The organism is uncultured Campylobacter sp. (assembly GCF_938045465.1).
In the GTDB taxonomy this organism is placed as follows: domain Bacteria; phylum Campylobacterota; class Campylobacteria; order Campylobacterales; family Campylobacteraceae; genus Campylobacter_B.
This window is the reverse complement of the sequence record NZ_CALIBF010000180.1, coordinates 1-16,013: the sequence shown is the minus strand read 5'-3', so window position 1 is coordinate 16,013 and position 16,013 is coordinate 1. Positions and strand designations below refer to the sequence as shown.

Below are 16,013 nucleotides of genomic sequence, written 5' to 3'. Positions count from 1 at the left end.
GGTATTTCGGACACTTCCACGGCGATAAGAAATTCCATGCGCAGGGCTGCGATTTTTATCTCTGTTATGATGAAATTTTAAAATTTGAGGACTAGCTTCAAGCTTGCAGTAGTGAAATTTAGAGCTTTGCGAACGGCGAAATTTCGCTCGTAAATTTTAAAAGCTGAGGCGCGCGGAACCCAACTTTTATATTAAAATTTAAGCTAGTTCTGCTAGAATGTGGCACTTTTTTAGAAAGGAATAAAGATGAAGGTTGTAATTACTTATTGTAATTCTTGATCTTATAGACCGCAAGCTCTCCGTGTGAGAGATGAAATAACAGGCGTCTATAAGGATGCAGTTGTCGAGTTGGTCCCTGGTGGCAGCGGAGACTTTCTAGTAGAAGTTGACGGCAGAAAGCTTTTCTTCAATAAAGATTTTGCTAGGCCTCGTTTCCCAAGTGAAGGTGAAATTTTAAATCTAATTAAAGGTGCAGCCTAGCTCAAAGCCCGAAAGCGGGTCGTAAGATTTGCTTTCGGGCGTTTTTATACTCAAATTTCATATCCGTAAATTTAATCATAAAACCATCCTGAATTTGCCAAATCAGCGCTGCGTAAAATTTAGACTAAATTATCCCACATTTCGGCAAATTCGAAAAGCCATTTTAATCAAAATTTACGCAACCGATGCGGTTTAAATTTATCATCCGGAGTTTATAAATTTTAAAAGAAAGAGGAATTTTTGCGAAATTAAAATTTCGCAAAAATATGAGGATTATTTGTTTGCTTTTTCGATATACTCGCCGCGGACGGTATCTACGCGGATGACCTCGCCTTCGAGCACGTGAAATGGGATCTGCACCACGGCGCCTGTTTCAAGCGTGGCGGGCTTTTTGTTACTGCCCTGCGTATCGCCGCGGAAATTCGGCGCAGTTTCTACGATCTTAAGCTCCACCACCTGCGGAACCTCGACGCCGATCGCCTTGCCGTTGTAAAACATAATGTCCACCATCATGCCGTCAAGCATCCATTTTTTCGCCTCGCCCACGTCCTCGTCGCTAATCGCGATCTGTTCGTAGCTATCGGTATCCATGAACTGACACGCCTCGCCATCGTCGTAGAGATACTGCATCTCTTTTTCCTCAAGATTCGGCGCCTCGCATTTATCGCCCGCGTGGAAGGTCTTTTCAAGCACCTTGCCATCGATGAAAGATTTTATTTTAACGCGTACGAAAGCAGGCCCTTTTCCCGGTTTTACGTGTTGGTATTCTATGATTTTAAACGGAATTCCGTCCACCTCGATTTTTAGACCTTTTTTTAGATCGCCCATTGAATAAGCCATAAATTTCTCCTTAAATTGATAGGGCGCGATTATAACAAATTTTATTTTAAATTGATATAATTGGCGAAATTTTAAGGGGAGGGAAGCTATGAAAAAAATCATCTACGTTTTGGCTGCGTGTGTGGCTTTTGTGCTTGGCGCGAATGCGAACGAAGCGGAGTTCGTAAAAAACCTAAAGCAAAGTCTAAATGATAAAAACGCTCAGCTCATCTCGATCGACAAGCTAAACTCGCTAAACGGGCTAAATTTGCTGATCGTCCGCTCGGGCGATAAAAAAGAGGCATTTTTGGCTAGCGACGACGGCAAAAGTCTAGTGGCGGTAACAGAGGAGCCTAAGCTTGCAGACGCGGCGGATGCGGCGCTGTTTAAGATGAGAACTCAAATTTTAAAGGACGCCAGAGATGCCGCCGCACTTGAGCTACTAAAAAGCATAAATCCGGCGAGATTTGCCTATATCGAGTCGTTTGATAAAAATAATCCCTACGTGACCTACATCGTGGGCGATCCGGAGTGTCCGTATTGCGCCGAGGAGATGAAGAGGATCACGAAGTATCTTCGCAACAGCAACGTAAAATTGATCTTTGCGCCGGTGCACGGCAAGAGCGCGTTTATCAAATCGGCGCTGGTTTTAAAGCAGCTGAAGGCTCTCTCGCCGAGCGATCAAAAGGGCGCGATCGACGTGATCGAGAAATACTATAACAAGGACGCGCAGGTAAGCGATGCGGACGTCTCAAAAGCCGAGCTTGACGCCGTGTATGCGGACACCAAGACGCTCTTTTCCAAAGGCGTGATCAAATCGGTGCCATACGTGATCAAGGTGAAAAAATAGTCTAAATTTACGGAATTTAGGGCGCGAGGTTTGTGCACAAACAGCGCAAGTTTGCTCGCGGTAGTGCAAGTCGCGCGCAGCATAGCCGCCCGTGCGAGCTGAAATTTTACAAAATTCCGTCGCTTTAAAATTTCAAGCGGCGGAATTTAACTTTAAAATTAAGCTCTTGAAGCTTTGCCGTCAAATTTGAAAATATAAAATTTTACTATCTAAGCCTAATAACGCCGCCGTTTTCATTTAGAATTTTTGCAACTTCGGGTAGTTTATATGTTTGCATGCAGAATTCGTCATTTTGGCTTGCGCCTTTTCGTATCTCCAAACTAGCGTTTTTGCCCGTATCGATTGCGGTTATAGTAAAGCAGCTGACATAGCTCGTCGTGCCTATGCTAATCGAGTTTGGAGCTATCTGCTCGACCCTCATGCTTGTTATCTTGTTTGGATTTTCATCGAATCTACCTTGCGATACGTAAAAATTAATATAGTCTTTTATCACGATTTGCAATTTTTTCGATAATGCCTCGTAGACCTCTTCTTTGCTCATTCTAGAGCCTTCAGTGAAAAATTTCGCCTCTTTTCTTAAAAGCCTACATTTCGGGCTGATTGTATCATTTCTGCATTCCTCCAGTAGATAAGTCAGCCTATTTTTAGGCGCTGTAGAGTTTATCGGCAAACCCGTGGCGGCTAGAAACAAAAAGCATTCCACGTCGAATTCCGTATTTCGCACCTCTTTGCGTTCGCACATAGCTTTTTGTTTTTCATCTTGCGCCTTTACTTCTTGCCTTGATGCCGCTTGCATCATATTTTTATAGAAGATTTTAAAATACGCCATCGCGGCTCGTTCGCAGTTGTCGTAAATCTCTGCCGATTCTTTGGATAGATCGGCTAGGGCGCACGCCTCGGAGACGCTTTTTGCTTTATCCGGATTGGCGGCATAAAAATCCTCCGTTTGAATATCCTCTATTTCTCTCCTATCGCATCCTGCTAAGCTTAAGCTCAAAAGCACGCCTAGCGATATCGCCAAAACTATATTTTTCATGATAATTCCCTTATAATCATTTATTTTACGTCCGTATTCAAAGTAAAATTTTAAAATCCTCGAGTGAGAAGAGTAAAATTTTATCGCTTTTTAGGCTTGCTAGCTCGCCGCTAAAGCCGCTTTTGGAAAACAGCGCGAGCAGATCGGGCGCGAGGTGCGCTTTTTCGCATTTGAGTATGAGCTCGTTTAGCACGTTTTTTGAAATTTTTCGCTCCTTGTATTTGCACTCGCCCGCGACGCAAAAGCTCTCAAATTTCGCGTAGATGTCGATCTCGACCTCTTTGTTCCAAAAGCTTGAAATTTGCGAAATCTCTAAATTTAGATACTTCGCGAGTAGCTCTTTGCTTAAAATTTCAAACCCGAGCCCCGCGTAGGCGTTGAAATCCGCTTTGATTAGGCTTAGTACGCGCTCTATCTCGCCGCGCCGCAGCGCGGGCAGGTTCGGCTCGATAAATCTAAACCAAAACCTCGCAAAGTTGCTGCTAAAATGGACCTTGTCGGTGATATGGTAGCGGCGCAGCGCGCGCGGGAGGCGGTCGTTTTTGCGCTCTTTTTGCGCCCTTTGCTCGCTTGATTTTTCGGTGATTAAAAACTTCGCGTTTATGAGATCTGCAGTGATTTTTTGTGCCGTAAACCGCGGCAAGATTTTTGAAATTCCTATTTTTTTGCGGTCGCTTCTAGCGAATTTCATCAGCGCCTTTTTGATCTGCTCTTCGTGCTCGCCGCCAAATTTAAAGCGCTCGCCGAGATGTTCAAAGCAGAGCAAAATTTCATTTTCGATCGCTTCAAAAACGTCCGCGTAGCCGCTTATACAGCCTATCTCGTCAAATACGAAATGAAACTGCAAAATCGCGTTGATACCAACATCGCCTAAATTTCGCGCAGTGTCTTTTAACTCGTAAATTTCGCCCTCCTTGCGGGCGTAATTTTAGCGAGTTTGGATATAATTTGCAAAAATTTTGGAGCCGCGCTTTGGATTTTGAAACGATCAAAGAAAATATCATCTTAAAAGAGGGGGTCAAATACTTCGATTTCGCCGCCTCGGGGCTTGCGTATCGCCCTATAGAAGCGGAGATCGAGCGCGTGCTTGCAACATACGCCAACGTCCATTCCGCAGGCGGAGCCAACGCCGAGATTACGAGCGATTACTACGAAAATGCAAGAGCCAAAATCAAAGAGCTTTTAGGCTGCGAGGAGCGCTACTATCTGATCTCGTGCGGATTCGGCGCGACTGCGGCGATAAAGAAGCTTTGGGAAATTTTAGGCATCTACCTGCCGCCAGCGACGCGAGATAGGCTCGGCTTGCGGCGCGAGAGCATAAAAGAGCTGCCGCTTTTCATCATCTCGCCTTTTGAGCACCACTCCGTGGAGATCAGCCTAAGGCAGGGGCTTTGCGAGGTCGTGCGCGTGCCGCTGGATCCAAGCGGACTGATGGACTTTGCGCGGCTGGGCGAAATTTTATCCGCAAACAAAGGGCGCGAAATTTACGGCGTCCTTACTGCGGCATCGAATGTGACGGGGCTTAAGCTCGATTACAAGCGCGCTTACTTGATGCTAAAAGCGCACGGCGGGCGGCTGTTTGTGGACGCTAGCGCGCTCATCGCGCACGAAAACGTAGATCTCGGCTTTTGCGACGGAGTGTTTTTCGGCGCGCACAAGCTTTTGGGCGGAGTGGGCGCTAGCGGGATTTTGGCGGTGCGAAAGGAGCTTTTGCGCGGCGAGGAGCCGACATTCGCGGGAGGCGGCACGATCAAATACGCAGATGCCCTAACGCAGCGCTTTATAATCGATAAGGAGCGCTTGGAGGAGGCGGGCACGCCCGGCATCATCGCGCTGGTGCGAGCTTATCTTGCTCTAAAGCTTCGCAAAAGCGCGGGGCTAGAGGCTATCAAGTCGCGCGAAGAGGCGATTTGCAGGCGCTTCATAAACGAAATTTCAAAAATCCCCGAGATTGAAATTTACGGCAATCTCGCCGCGCCGCGCGTGCCGATCTTTGCTTTTAATATGAAAGGTCTCGGCGCAGACGCGCTAACTGGGGTGCTCGGGCAGAAATTTGAGATCCAGACTCGCGCAGGATGCGACTGTGCCGCGCCTTACGGCTTTGATCTGCTCGGCTTGCAACCCGATACCGAAATGTCGCGCAAACCCGCTTGGGTGCGGGCTAGCTTCTCGTTCATCCATGACGAAAGCGACGTGGATTTCTTAGCGGAGGCGCTAAGACAGATCGCTAAAATTCGCGATAAAATCACCTTCGTAGCGGGCAAATATCGCTGCGGCAGCATAAATTAAGCTCGCGGAATTTTGTAGCAATAGCTGCTTTTAAATTTCACGGCGCGGAGTTTTGCGACATAAAATTTTGTCGGTGGAATTTCGTAGCGTAAAATTTTATGACTTGGAATTTTGAAGCGTAGAATTTTATGCGCGGCTCGGGCAGCAGATACTTCGTGCCGATTGGGACGCGAAATTTTTCGACATAAAATTTTGCGACGCAGAATTTTGAAATTTTAAATTACGAGCTGAATTCTATCGGTAAATTTTGTGCTGAGGAATTTTGCGCCGTGAAATTTGATCGGTAAAATTCCGTGCCGCGTGGATAAATTTTTATACCGCCAAATTTTAAAATTCCTAAATTTCAAAATTTCGCTATTCGAACTAGCTTTGCAAATTTTATATTTCGTGAACGCATGGAAAATTCTGCGCCGTGGAATTTTAGCCGCAAAATTTTGAAATTTTACAAAGCTGAATTTTGCTCGGCAGACTTCCGCGGCGAGAAATTTTACCGCAGAGCTCGTGGCGGCGAAAATATGCGCCCGCCCGAAAGCTAAATTAAGGCGCGAGCAGTTGCGATAAGAGTGCAAATTTTAAGAGGCGAAATTCTGCGCTGCTAAAAGGCGCAAAATTTCACCGAATTTACTCGCCGAATTCCTTCTGCAGCTTGTAAACCTTATCGTAATCGACCCCCTCGATGATGCGCGGGCGAGAGGCATTGAAATCGGCATTGATCACCGAGCGAGCGGGATCGTACTCGGGTAGGTCGGTCATCTCTAAAATTTCTGCGATCGCGTGGATGAGATCGTCGTTTAAAAACGGCCTGTCTTTGGCTGCTGCGATGCGCGCCCAAAGATCTGTGTTTTGCTTTTTGAACTTATCCGACGCCATGAAAATCAGCGGGATTTCGAGCGTGAAGCGGTTGATGCCGCCGTGGATTAGCTTGCCGCGGTATTGATAAAGGCTCTGGGCGTGATCGCTGAAATAGACTATCAGCGTGTTGTCGTTTGCGAAAATTTTATAAATTTCGCTTACGATAAAATCATTGTAAGCCACGGTGTTTAGGTAGTGCGCGAGCTCTTTTTTCTGCCCCTCATCAAGCGGCTCGCGCGAGATATCCGCGGCGCTAAATTTAGCAAAGCTTTTCGGATAGCGAAACTCGTAGCTCGGGTGCGAGCCCATCAGATGAAGGATGAAAAATTTATCCTTTTTCTGCGTACCATTTACCTCTGCGGCGGAGCTTTCGTCCTTGCGCGCAAGGGGCGATCTTTTCGCGCCCGATTTGAAATTTTTTATGCTAGGAAGCATAACTTCGTCGAGCGAGTAGGCGTATTTGTAAACCGGGATTTGATTCGTAAAGTCCGAATGATCCGTCATCTTCGCGCTCGCGCCGCTTGCTACCGCCCACTGCCCGTAGCGCTCCTGGTTGCTGATCCAAAAGGTCTCGTAGTTTGCCAGCCGCGCGAGATTTACGATGTCGAGGTTGGCGCTCCACGGGCGCTGCTTTTCGCTCTCGTAATTTCCGAAATTTAGCACGTATTTTAACACGTCGTTGGTCTTAGCGCCCGGCGAGACGACGTCGCTAAAGGCGATTAAATTTCCGCTTTGCTCAAGCGCCTGAAAGTTCGGCGTAGTGGGCAGATAGTAGCCATATAGGCTCATAAAATTTCGCTGTAAGCTCTCTCCGATGATGAAAATGACGTTTGAGACGCGGTTCGGCGCCGTTTTGTGCGAATGCGAGGAGTAGATGCTTTGATATCCGGCTTGCAGCTCGCGCACGCTTTTAAAATCGGCGCCGAAATAGTCCTTCGTGACGAAAGCGAAGTTGTAAATCGGAATTTTATTTAGCGCGATTATGACGCTGGCACGCATTTTTGAGCTTTTGGCTACGTAGGTTTTAAATGCCGTATGCGCGGCAAAAACGAGCAAGCTAAGTAAAAAAACTAGCTTTATCGCGCGACATAGCTTCATCCGCACTCGCTCGCTCACTCTAAGCCTAAGCACAGCGATGACGAATATTAAAAGCGCTAAAAAAGCCGCGATCAGCTTGAAATTTAAAAACGCATGCGCGAACTCAAAGGCCTCCTTGGGCGTTGTTTGCACCAGCGCATCCAGCGTGCCGTGCGAGTAGGTAAGCTCCAAGCTAAAGATCAAAAAAATCTGAGCGATCGCGAAGGCTACGTTTAGCGCCAAAAGCGCAAAGGCGAGAATTTTATATAGCCTGGCGCTGTAAAAGCTAAGCGCGTAAAGCGCGAAAAAAAGTATCGTCACGCCGCAGATCGCAGACGTCGCAAAAAACAGCGCCTGCGCGGGGGGTATCTCGCCGCCGCGTGCGATAAGAAGCAGCCCGAGCGATAAATTTAATGCTAAAACTAGCGCGTATGCGTTTAGCACCGCGCCGCCGAATGCCGATAGGAGGCTAAATCTGTCTCTCAAAAATGCGCCGATATTTTTTACAAAGCTCATGAAATTCCTTTGATGATTGCGTTTAAAAAACGAAGATGAAAAAGATGGCGCCGATTAGAATTCTATAAATTCCAAACGGGATGAAGTCAAACTTCGAGACGAAGCTTAGAAATAGCTTGATCGCCGCAAGCGCCACGACGAACGCCACTGCGCCGCCTACGAGAAAGGTCGTGATATTGTCGGAGTTTTGCGCGAAGGCGTCTAAATTTTTATAGGTGTCGTAAAAAGTCGCCGCAAACATCGTAGGGATCGCGAGTAGGAAGCTAAAACGCGCGGCCAGGTTTCTGCTTAGCCCGCACAGAAGCCCTGCGATGATGGTAGCGCCGCTGCGCGAAGTGCCCGGCACCATCGCAAAACATTGCGAAAGCCCGATGATGAAGGCCTGAACGTATGAAATTTGATCCAGATGCTCTAGCTCGCTTTCTGTAGGGCGCGCCTTGCGAAAGAGCTCGACTGCGATAAAAATAACGCCCCAGCCGATCAGCGCGTAGGCGACCGTTTGCGGCGCGAAGAGCGATTTGATGCTTTTATAGAGCAAAAAGCCGATCGCTGCAGTGGGGATGAAACCCACGATAAGTTTGCACCAGAGCTTAAAATCGACCAAAAGCCGCTTGTAAAACATCGCGACGACCGCTAGGATCGAGCCTAGCTGGATAACGACCTCAAAGCATTTAAGCGTGTCGGTTTGCTGCAGGTCCATCAGTTTCGCAGCTAGGATCATATGCCCGGTCGAGCTTACGGGCAGAAACTCCGTCAGCCCCTCGACGATGCCTAAAATCACGACGTCAAATATATTCATCCATTTTTTCCTTTAAATTTGCTAAATTCTGAGTGATCGAAGCGGGTCTGTAGATCGCCTCTACCATTGCGATATAATCGGGTTTGAGAGCTAAAATTTCATTTAAATTTTCTAAGCTGATCCCGCCGATTACGGCGATTGGGAGGTTTAAAGATTTTCGCGCCTCTTGCACGAGCGCATCGGGGCAAAGCGGCGCATCAGGCTTTGTCTTGCCGCGCCTTAGCGAGCCGAAGGCTACGTAGCTAGCGCCCTGCGCCTCGGCCTTTTGCGCGCGAGCAAGACCAGCGTAGCAGCTAACGCCGATGATCTTATCCGCGCCTAAAAACTCGCGCACCTGCGCCGTCTCGCCGTCGTCAGCTCCGATATGCACGCCGTGCGCGCCGAGCTTTTTGGCGAGCGCCGCATCGTCGTTGATGATGAGTTTGGCGCCGTAATCCTCGCAAAGACCGATGAGAGAGCGGATTAAGGCTTCATCCCGCGCGGCGAGCTTGCTGCGGTACTGCACGAGCTTTACGCCGCAGCGTAAAATTTCATCTATCTGCAAAAAGATAGTTTGCGGCGGCGTTAAGGCATCGTCGCTAAGCGCGTAAATTTCGCTCATCTATCCTCGTCTTTTTTAGGTATAGGTACGCCGTTTAAAATGCAGTTGGTAACATCCCAAAATTTTGCGCTATACATTCCGCGCTTAGCCTCTTTGGCTTCCTCGGCAGCTTTTAAAAGAAGTTCGCTATCGTCGGTTGTCGGCACGGCAAATCCCGCCGCCACTAGGTCTAATCGCAGATTGCTTTTAGGATCGCTTGCGTCGCAAACATAGGCGTCGTTGCCGCGATCGATTAAATTTACGTAGTAGCGCTTGCCTGGTCTTATAACGGACTCGAGAGCTTTTTTATATTCTTTGTCGAATTTTTTCATCTCCTTAGCGTCCGTTATGCATTTAGAAGCGCCCGCGGCGATTATGTTTAAATTTTTTAAGTCGCAGGGAAAGAAGCGATCTTTTTGAGCCTTTCTAAAGGTAAAAACAAAGGTTCTGCCGTCATTGCCAAGACCTGCAAACGCAGCGATGCCGTATCTGTCTTTTTGCTCCGCAAAGCTCTGCGTGCAGAGCAAAATCGCAAGTGCTAAAAATATCTTTTTCATAGGATTCCTCTTAGGCGGCGCAAATTCTATGAGAGGAATTTGCGCCTAAATTTTGCGGATTATTTTAAATTATACTTTTCCAAAAGCTTTTCGTAGCTTCCGTCCTTTTTCATCTCCTCAAGCGCTGCGTTAAATTTAGCGAGCAGCTCGGGATACTTGCCCTTATCAAATGCGATCGAAAAGCCCTCGCTGCCGTCGGATTCTTTAAAAAATGCGGTTAGATCGTCATTCTTCTTAAGATACTCGTAGCCCACGGATGAATCCACGCAAAGTGCGTCAATCTTTTTGTTCTTCAGCGACATAACGGCTACAAAGACGTTCTCCGTAGCGCTAACCTCGGCGCCTTTGATGTCTCTGATCGCAAGCTCCTGAATAGTGCCTAGCTGCGCGGCAAGACGCTTACCCTGTAGATCCGCCTTAGAATTTAACGAGTTATCGTCCTTGCGCTTGACGTATAAATTTTCGACCTTGTAGTAAGGATTTGTGAAATCGATCGCCTTTTTGCGAGCCGGTGTCGCGCTCATTCCCGAGGCGATCATGTCGATTTTGCCGCTTTTAATCGCAGGGATTAGCCCGTCAAAGCTCATATTTAAAATTTCGTATTTCACGCCCGCGCGCTTGGCAAGCTCGGCTACTAGATCCATATCAAAGCCGGTAACCTTGGAGTTTTCATCCACGAACTCAAACGGCGGATACTCGGCGTTTGTACCTACGATAAGCGTATCTTTGGTGATGTCTTTAGCGACTAGCGAACCGCAAAACAACGCGCTCGCAACTAGAAATCTCATAAATTTTTTCATTTCCCTCTCCTTTAGTGGTTTAAAATTTTATTTAAAAATTCTTTCAATCTCGGATTTTGCGGATTTTCAAATACGTTTTTAGGCGTATCGTCCACAGCGATCTTGCCGCCCTCCATAAAAAAAATCCTATTTGCGACATTGCGTGCAAAGCCCATCTCGTGCGTTACCACAAGCATCGTAATGCCCTCTTTGGCGACCTCTTTCATTATACCTAACACCTCGCCGATCATCTCGGGATCTAGTGCCGAAGTGGGCTCGTCGAATAAAATCACGTCCGGATTTACCGCCAAACTTCTAGCGATTGCGATGCGTTGCTTTTGTCCGCCGCTAAGCTTGTGCGGATAAGTATAGGTCTTATCACTAAGACCGACCTTTTGCAGCAGCTCCTCTGCTTTTGCGTAGGCTTGTTCTTTGGTATAAATGCCCGCTTTTATGGGCGCTAGAGTTAAATTTTCCAGCACGTTTTTATTTGCAAAGAGGTTGAAATGCTGAAACACCATACTAACTTTGCGGCGAATTTTATTAATATCAGTATGCTTATCGGTAATACCCTCGCCGTCTATTTTAATAGTGCCGCTAGTTGGGGTTTCGAGCAAATTTAAGCAGCGCAAAAACGTCGATTTTCCACCGCCGCTAGGGCCGATTATCGCTACGATATCGCCTTTATTTATGGTCTTTGAAATTCCTTTTAGCACCGATAAATTGCCGTAGGATTTGGTTAAATTTGATATTTCAATCATTGCGGTTTAACCTACTTTCTAGCATTTTTACCAGAAGCGAGAAAAATTTCACGCTTGCATAGTAAAGCACTGCGGCAAAAAGTATCGGCTGGACGGTATAAAGCGCAGCCTGCATGCTTTTTGAAAAAAACGTAAGATCAGTAATTGCTACGAGGCCTACGACCGAGGTCTCTTTAAATAGGCTAATAAACTCATTCGCAAGCGCAGGCAGGATATTTTTTATCGCCTGCGGAAAGACGATCTCTTTCATCGCCGTGCCGTAGCCTAGCCCCATCGCGCGCGCAGCTTCCATCTGGCCGCGATCGACGCTATTTATGCCGCCGCGCACGATCTCCGCGACGTAAGCTGAGCTATTAAGCCCCAGCGCAAAGATCGCAGCTGCGATATTATTGCTCCACGTAGCAAAAATTATAAACACAAACACCATCAGCTGGATAACGATTGGAGTTCCGCGGATGATATCCACGTATTCGTCGATAATGAAGCTTAAAAATTTATTGTTTAGAAATTTTAAAAATGCCAGCATAAATCCTAATGCGATACCGATCACAATGCCGCCGGAGGTCAAAATAAGAGTGATGCCGTAGCTTTTGGCGTATGAAATTTTTTGCGCTTCGCTCAGTTCGGGATAGGTGAAATAAAGCCCCACGGCGATTACAGTCAAAACAAATACGACCTTTAAAATTTTCTCGTTCAACCAAGGCGCCTTTTTCTTAAAATTTAAACGGCAAGAATACTAAAATTTCGTTAAAATCTGGCTAAATTCCGAAAGTAAAATTTTATTTGAAATAGAGTAAAATTAGCTTTTTTAAAAGGAGGCAACGATGAGCTTTTGGACCTATTGCGCAATCGCGATATATTTCGGCGCGCTTATTTTTATAGGTAGGTATTATTATGACAAGAATGCGAGCTTGAGCGAGTATCTGCTCGACAATCGCCGCCTAGGGCCATTCGTAACGGCGCTTAGCGCGGGCGCTAGCGATATGAGCGGCTGGATGCTTTTGGGAGTGCCGGGCGCGATGTTTGCGACGGGGATTTGCAATATCTGGATAGCTCTAGGGCTTTGCGTGGGCGCGTGGTGCAACTATAAATTTCTTGCCAAAAGGCTTAGAATTTACACCGAGGTAGCAAGCGACAGCGTCACGATCCCGGATTTTTTAGAAAACCGCTTTAAAGACCGCACCAAGACGCTTCGCATCATCTCAGGACTTTTGATCATCATATTTTTTACGCTCTATGTTAGCAGCGGCATAATCGCGGGCGGCAAGACCTTTGAGAGCTTTTTCGGGCTAAGCTTCACATACGGCGCGGTCGCTACGATCCTAATCGTCGTGTTTTATACCTTTTTCGGCGGATTTAAGGCCGTCGCGATCACGGACGCATTTCAGGGCGCGCTGATGTTTGCGGTGCTTATTTTGATCCCTCTGTTTTCTTACCGCGCGTTGCAGATCCCTGCGGATAGCTCCTTTTTCGCGCAGGTGCGGCTATACGGCGCGAGCCACCTCGATCTATTTTACAATCAAAGCTTCTTGGGCGTTTTAGGCTTGCTTGCTTGGGGGCTCGGGTACTTCGGACAGCCGCATATTATCGTACGCTTTATGGCGATTAGAAGCTCGCGCGAGCTTGATAGCGCGCGCCGCATCGGAATTTCGTGGATGGTGTTAGGTCTTGCGGGCGCGATGCTTAGCGGTCTGATCGGCTTTGTGTATTTTTCGCAAAAAGGCCTTAGCATAGACGATCCAGAAAAAATTTTTCTAGAGCTCGGTAAAATTTTCTTTCACCCATTTATCTTAGGCGTCATAATCTCTGCTGTGCTAGCAGCGATTATGAGCACTATCTCAAGCCAGCTCTTGGTAAGCGCGAGCGCAGTTACGAAGGATTTTATCTTTGCGTTTTATAAAAAAGAGGTAAGCGAGCGCACGCAGACGCTAAGCAGCCGCATCGCCGTCGTGATCATCGCCGCGGTTGCCGCGATCTTGGCGTTTGGCTCAAATGATACGGTGCTAAACGTCGTCGGAAACGCTTGGGCAGGATTTGGCGCTAGCTTTGGCGCGGTACTGCTTTTCAGCCTGTATTCTAAAAAGATGAGTGCGCTCTCGGCTTTGGTGGGTATGCTCGTAGGCGGTATCACGGTCATTTGCTGGATCTTATCGGGGCTTTCGGCGGTCGTTTATGAGCTGCTGCCGGGCTTTTGCTTTTCGGCGCTTGCGATACTGCTCGTAAATCGCTACAACTCCGTGCTCGATAAGATGGCGGATGAGCCCAATGCCGCGCAAATTTCGCAGGAATTTGAAAAGATGAAAGAGCAGAGTCTGGGAAGTAAAAATGGCTAACGTAAAGTGCCCGCACTGCGGCTTCGCGATCGATATTGACGAGGCGCTACAGCGCGATATCAAGGCTAAATTTGAAGATGAAATTTTGCAGCAGAAGCGAAAGTGGCAGCAGCAGCAAAACGAAGCCACGCTTAAATTTGAAGCCGAGATCGCCGCTAAGCGCGAGGAGTACGCGAAGCATCTGGCGCAGCTGCAAGCGAAGGAAAACGCCTTCGAGCAGCGCGTAAAAGCGGCGACCGATTCTGCGCTAAACAGCGAGCGGGAGAAAATTTTAGCGCTTGCAAAATCTCAGATCGAGAGCGAAAACGCGGCGAAATTTGAAATTTTACAAAAGGAGCTGCAAGAAAAATCGCAAAGAATTTCCGAGCTAAATTTAATAAAGGCGGAAATGGAGGCACAAAAGCGTAAATTTAGCGAGCTTGAAGCCGAGAATAAAGCTAAATCCGAGATCGAGCTAACCAACCGCATGAACATGGAACGCGAGCGGCTTTCGAAGCAAATTTCGCAGGAAAACGAGCTGAAATTCCGCCAAAAAGATGAGCAGATCCAAAGCCTGATCGGTCAAATAAACGAGCTTAAGCGCCGCTCTGAGGTGGGCTCGCAGCAGCTTCAGGGCGAGGTGCAGGAGCTCGCGCTGCAGGAGTATCTGCGGCTCAATTTTCCTTTGGACGAGATAGATGAGGTCAAAAAGGGCGCGCGCGGCGCAGACTGCGTGCAGATGGTGCATACGAGGGAGTTTGCGGGCTGCGGTAAAATTTTATACGAGAGCAAGCGCACGAAAAGCTTCGAGCCCAAATGGATCGACAAACTCAAAGACGATATGATAGGTGAGGGCGCGCAGATCGGCGTTATCGTAACCGAGCAGATGCCGCCTCACAGCTCTAGGCTGCACCAAGCGCCAAGCGATGCTAGCATCTGGATCTGTTCGTTTGAGGAATTTAAGGGGCTTTGCGCCGTCTTGCGCGAACATGTCGTGGCGCTTGCGTTTGCCAAAAGATCGGGGCAAAATCAAGATAGCAAAACGGCGATGCTCTATGACTATCTGACCTCGCCCGAGTTTGCAAACCAGATAAAGACGATCGTTTCGGCATTCGTCGGCATGCAAGAGAGCCTAAATAAGGAGCGCAACGCGATGGAGCGCATCTGGAAACAGCGTGAAAAACAGATCGCGCGTGCGCGAGACGGCGCGATCGCGATGCACGCAAGCATCAGAAGCATCGCAGGAAACGGCGTAGCGCAGCTGGAGGACGTCGATGAAATTTTAAGCCTCGAGGCGATTGCGGCGGAGGGCGAAGCGAGCGCGCTCCAAGACCAAGACGGCGACGAGACGCCATAGCGGCGTATAGACAGATCGCGGCTATGGCGAGAGAGCGAGGCGTGCTCGCAGCGAGGCGAGCTTGCGTCGTGAGGCTGAAATTTTGTAAAGTAACGCGATATTTGTCCGCGGACAAGCGGTGCTAGAATTTCAAGAAGTAATTGCCGTATGCTTTTGGGTTTGCGAGGTTGGAATTTTGCTTGCGAATTTTATCTCGGCAGAAATATGCCGCACTGTGTGGCGCGGGAATTTCACGTGTAAAATTTAAATTCATAATTAAGGAAGCGCTTCACGTCGCGAAAATTTAATTTGGAATTTCTATCTTGTATCCCAATTAGGAAGATTTTACACTAAAAGCTATAGCAAAATTTTAAGAATTCGCTTCGCCGTACCGTAAAAATTTTAAAATTTTGATCTGTAAATTTCATAAAAATTTATGAAATTTTTTAAATTTCTGCGTCGAAATTTTAGAATTTCTAATATTTTTTAAAATAAATTTAAATTTTTTAAACACTCTTGCCGCAGTTATTTGCATACTAAAATTTTATCGATGAAAAGCGTTTGTTGCCAATCGTTAAACCCCATCCCTTATCATTTCGCAGTTGTTTTGCGCATGGGAGATTTTGCGCGCACAAGACTCGTTTTGTGCGACATAGCGTGCAGGTCGCATCAAATACGCCGCAAAAGCAATGGTAGGCTGTGCAACGTCTGTAGCAGGCGGCTTGCTTGATTTACATAATTTATAAAGAGGTAAAATATGCGTATTTTAGGCAACATTATTTGGTTTTTTCTAGGCGGTTGGATCTTGGCTATTTTAACTTATTTGTCGGGTTTAATCCTTAACCGTTTTAGTCGGATCGTTCCCGCGGGATTGGGTCTTATGGAATACAGTAAATTTCTATTTTTACCCTTTACTAGCGATATGGTGCGCAAAAATAAAAGCTCGCTTATCGTCGCCGCAGAGTCGCTG

General features: G+C 47.3%; 16 protein-coding genes. 6 read left to right on the top strand and 10 right to left on the bottom strand.

What is annotated here, in order from left to right:
- The first annotated feature begins 246 nt into the window (after positions 1-246).
- Positions 247-480 carry a SelT/SelW/SelH family (seleno)protein gene (locus tag Q0413_RS08750; protein WP_298989190.1) on the top strand — a complete coding sequence of 78 codons (234 nt, stop codon included), beginning with the start codon at positions 247-249 and terminating at the stop codon, positions 478-480.
- A gap of 273 nt (positions 481-753) precedes the next feature.
- Here Q0413_RS08750 and efp read toward each other — a convergent pair whose 3' ends face one another.
- Positions 754-1,320, bottom strand: a complete 567-nt coding sequence (gene efp, locus Q0413_RS08745; RefSeq protein WP_297988966.1) for an elongation factor P — start codon at positions 1,318-1,320, stop codon at positions 754-756.
- Positions 1,321-1,408: 88 nt separating this feature from the next.
- Here efp and Q0413_RS08740 point away from each other — a divergent pair, with 88 nt between their 5' ends.
- Entirely contained in the window at positions 1,409-2,149 is a 741-nt protein-coding gene (locus Q0413_RS08740) for a hypothetical protein (RefSeq protein WP_298989169.1), read from the top strand.
- Between the two features lie 205 nt (positions 2,150-2,354).
- Here Q0413_RS08740 and Q0413_RS08735 read toward each other — a convergent pair whose 3' ends face one another.
- Positions 2,355-3,185 (bottom strand): hypothetical protein, encoded by an 831-nt coding sequence (locus tag Q0413_RS08735; RefSeq protein WP_298989156.1) that lies wholly within the window; start codon positions 3,183-3,185, stop codon positions 2,355-2,357.
- A 37-nt stretch (positions 3,186-3,222) separates the two neighbouring features.
- Positions 3,223-4,032: a DUF234 domain-containing protein gene (locus Q0413_RS08730; protein WP_298989145.1), complete on the bottom strand. Its 810-nt coding sequence runs from the start codon at positions 4,030-4,032 to the stop codon at positions 3,223-3,225.
- Between the two features lie 125 nt (positions 4,033-4,157).
- On the opposite strand from Q0413_RS08730, the gene Q0413_RS08725 reads away from it, so the two are divergent.
- The gene (locus Q0413_RS08725; RefSeq protein ID WP_298989131.1) at positions 4,158-5,474 is read left to right on the top strand and encodes an aminotransferase class V-fold PLP-dependent enzyme; all 1,317 of its coding nucleotides are present in this window, start codon (positions 4,158-4,160) and stop codon (positions 5,472-5,474) included.
- A gap of 621 nt (positions 5,475-6,095) precedes the next feature.
- Here the strand turns inward: Q0413_RS08725 and Q0413_RS08720 are convergent.
- From Q0413_RS08720 to Q0413_RS08690, 7 genes are read right to left on the bottom strand one after another with little or no spacing between them, the layout of a single operon-like run.
- Positions 6,096-7,919, bottom strand: a complete 1,824-nt coding sequence (locus tag Q0413_RS08720) for a phosphoethanolamine transferase (protein ID WP_298989124.1) — start codon at positions 7,917-7,919, stop codon at positions 6,096-6,098.
- A 22-nt stretch (positions 7,920-7,941) separates the two neighbouring features.
- The gene (locus Q0413_RS08715; RefSeq protein ID WP_298989108.1) at positions 7,942-8,718 is read right to left on the bottom strand and encodes an undecaprenyl-diphosphate phosphatase; all 777 of its coding nucleotides are present in this window, start codon (positions 8,716-8,718) and stop codon (positions 7,942-7,944) included.
- Positions 8,705-9,319: a thiamine phosphate synthase gene (gene thiE / locus Q0413_RS08710; protein WP_298989095.1), complete on the bottom strand. Its 615-nt coding sequence runs from the start codon at positions 9,317-9,319 to the stop codon at positions 8,705-8,707. Before thiE ends, Q0413_RS08715 begins: the two co-directional genes overlap by 14 nt.
- Positions 9,316-9,855, bottom strand: a complete 540-nt coding sequence (locus Q0413_RS08705; protein ID WP_298989083.1) for a hypothetical protein — start codon at positions 9,853-9,855, stop codon at positions 9,316-9,318. Before Q0413_RS08705 ends, thiE begins: the two co-directional genes overlap by 4 nt.
- A gap of 59 nt (positions 9,856-9,914) precedes the next feature.
- Positions 9,915-10,655, bottom strand: a complete 741-nt coding sequence (locus Q0413_RS08700) for a basic amino acid ABC transporter substrate-binding protein (protein ID WP_298989071.1) — start codon at positions 10,653-10,655, stop codon at positions 9,915-9,917.
- Positions 10,656-10,666: 11 nt separating this feature from the next.
- Positions 10,667-11,395 (bottom strand): amino acid ABC transporter ATP-binding protein, encoded by a 729-nt coding sequence (locus tag Q0413_RS08695; RefSeq protein WP_298989057.1) that lies wholly within the window; start codon positions 11,393-11,395, stop codon positions 10,667-10,669.
- Complete coding sequence (locus Q0413_RS08690; RefSeq protein ID WP_298989224.1) at positions 11,388-12,050, bottom strand: amino acid ABC transporter permease; 663 nt, start codon at positions 12,048-12,050, stop codon at positions 11,388-11,390. The genes Q0413_RS08695 and Q0413_RS08690 overlap by 8 nt, the downstream gene beginning before the upstream one ends.
- A 169-nt stretch (positions 12,051-12,219) precedes the next feature.
- Here Q0413_RS08690 and putP point away from each other — a divergent pair, with 169 nt between their 5' ends.
- The 3 genes from putP to Q0413_RS11265 form a co-directional block, all read left to right on the top strand.
- Positions 12,220-13,728 (top strand): sodium/proline symporter PutP, encoded by a 1,509-nt coding sequence (gene putP / locus Q0413_RS08685; RefSeq protein ID WP_298989026.1) that lies wholly within the window; start codon positions 12,220-12,222, stop codon positions 13,726-13,728.
- Complete coding sequence (locus Q0413_RS08680) at positions 13,721-15,064, top strand: DUF2130 domain-containing protein (RefSeq protein WP_298989011.1); 1,344 nt, start codon at positions 13,721-13,723, stop codon at positions 15,062-15,064. The genes putP and Q0413_RS08680 overlap by 8 nt, the downstream gene beginning before the upstream one ends.
- A gap of 736 nt (positions 15,065-15,800) precedes the next feature.
- On the top strand, positions 15,801-16,013 hold a 213-nt coding region (locus Q0413_RS11265), incomplete at its 3' end, for a YccF domain-containing protein (protein ID WP_366939672.1).

What these genes read in the sequence shown, in the direction of transcription:
- efp (WP_297988966.1), bottom strand. Translation starts at nt 1,320, where the DNA reads ATGGCTTATTCAATGGGCGATCTAAAAAAAGGTCTAAAAATCGAGGTG.
- Q0413_RS08740 (WP_298989169.1), top strand. Translation starts at nt 1,409, where the DNA reads ATGAAAAAAATCATCTACGTTTTGGCTGCGTGTGTGGCTTTTGTGCTT.
- Q0413_RS08735 (WP_298989156.1), bottom strand. Translation starts at nt 3,185, where the DNA reads ATGAAAAATATAGTTTTGGCGATATCGCTAGGCGTGCTTTTGAGCTTA.
- Q0413_RS08720 (WP_298989124.1), bottom strand. Translation starts at nt 7,919, where the DNA reads ATGAGCTTTGTAAAAAATATCGGCGCATTTTTGAGAGACAGATTTAGC.
- Q0413_RS08715 (WP_298989108.1), bottom strand. Translation starts at nt 8,718, where the DNA reads ATGAATATATTTGACGTCGTGATTTTAGGCATCGTCGAGGGGCTGACG.
- thiE (WP_298989095.1), bottom strand. Translation starts at nt 9,319, where the DNA reads ATGAGCGAAATTTACGCGCTTAGCGACGATGCCTTAACGCCGCCGCAA.
- Q0413_RS08705 (WP_298989083.1), bottom strand. Translation starts at nt 9,855, where the DNA reads ATGAAAAAGATATTTTTAGCACTTGCGATTTTGCTCTGCACGCAGAGC.
- Q0413_RS08700 (WP_298989071.1), bottom strand. Translation starts at nt 10,655, where the DNA reads ATGAAAAAATTTATGAGATTTCTAGTTGCGAGCGCGTTGTTTTGCGGT.
- Q0413_RS08695 (WP_298989057.1), bottom strand. Translation starts at nt 11,395, where the DNA reads ATGATTGAAATATCAAATTTAACCAAATCCTACGGCAATTTATCGGTG.
- putP (WP_298989026.1), top strand. Translation starts at nt 12,220, where the DNA reads ATGAGCTTTTGGACCTATTGCGCAATCGCGATATATTTCGGCGCGCTT.
- Q0413_RS08680 (WP_298989011.1), top strand. Translation starts at nt 13,721, where the DNA reads ATGGCTAACGTAAAGTGCCCGCACTGCGGCTTCGCGATCGATATTGAC.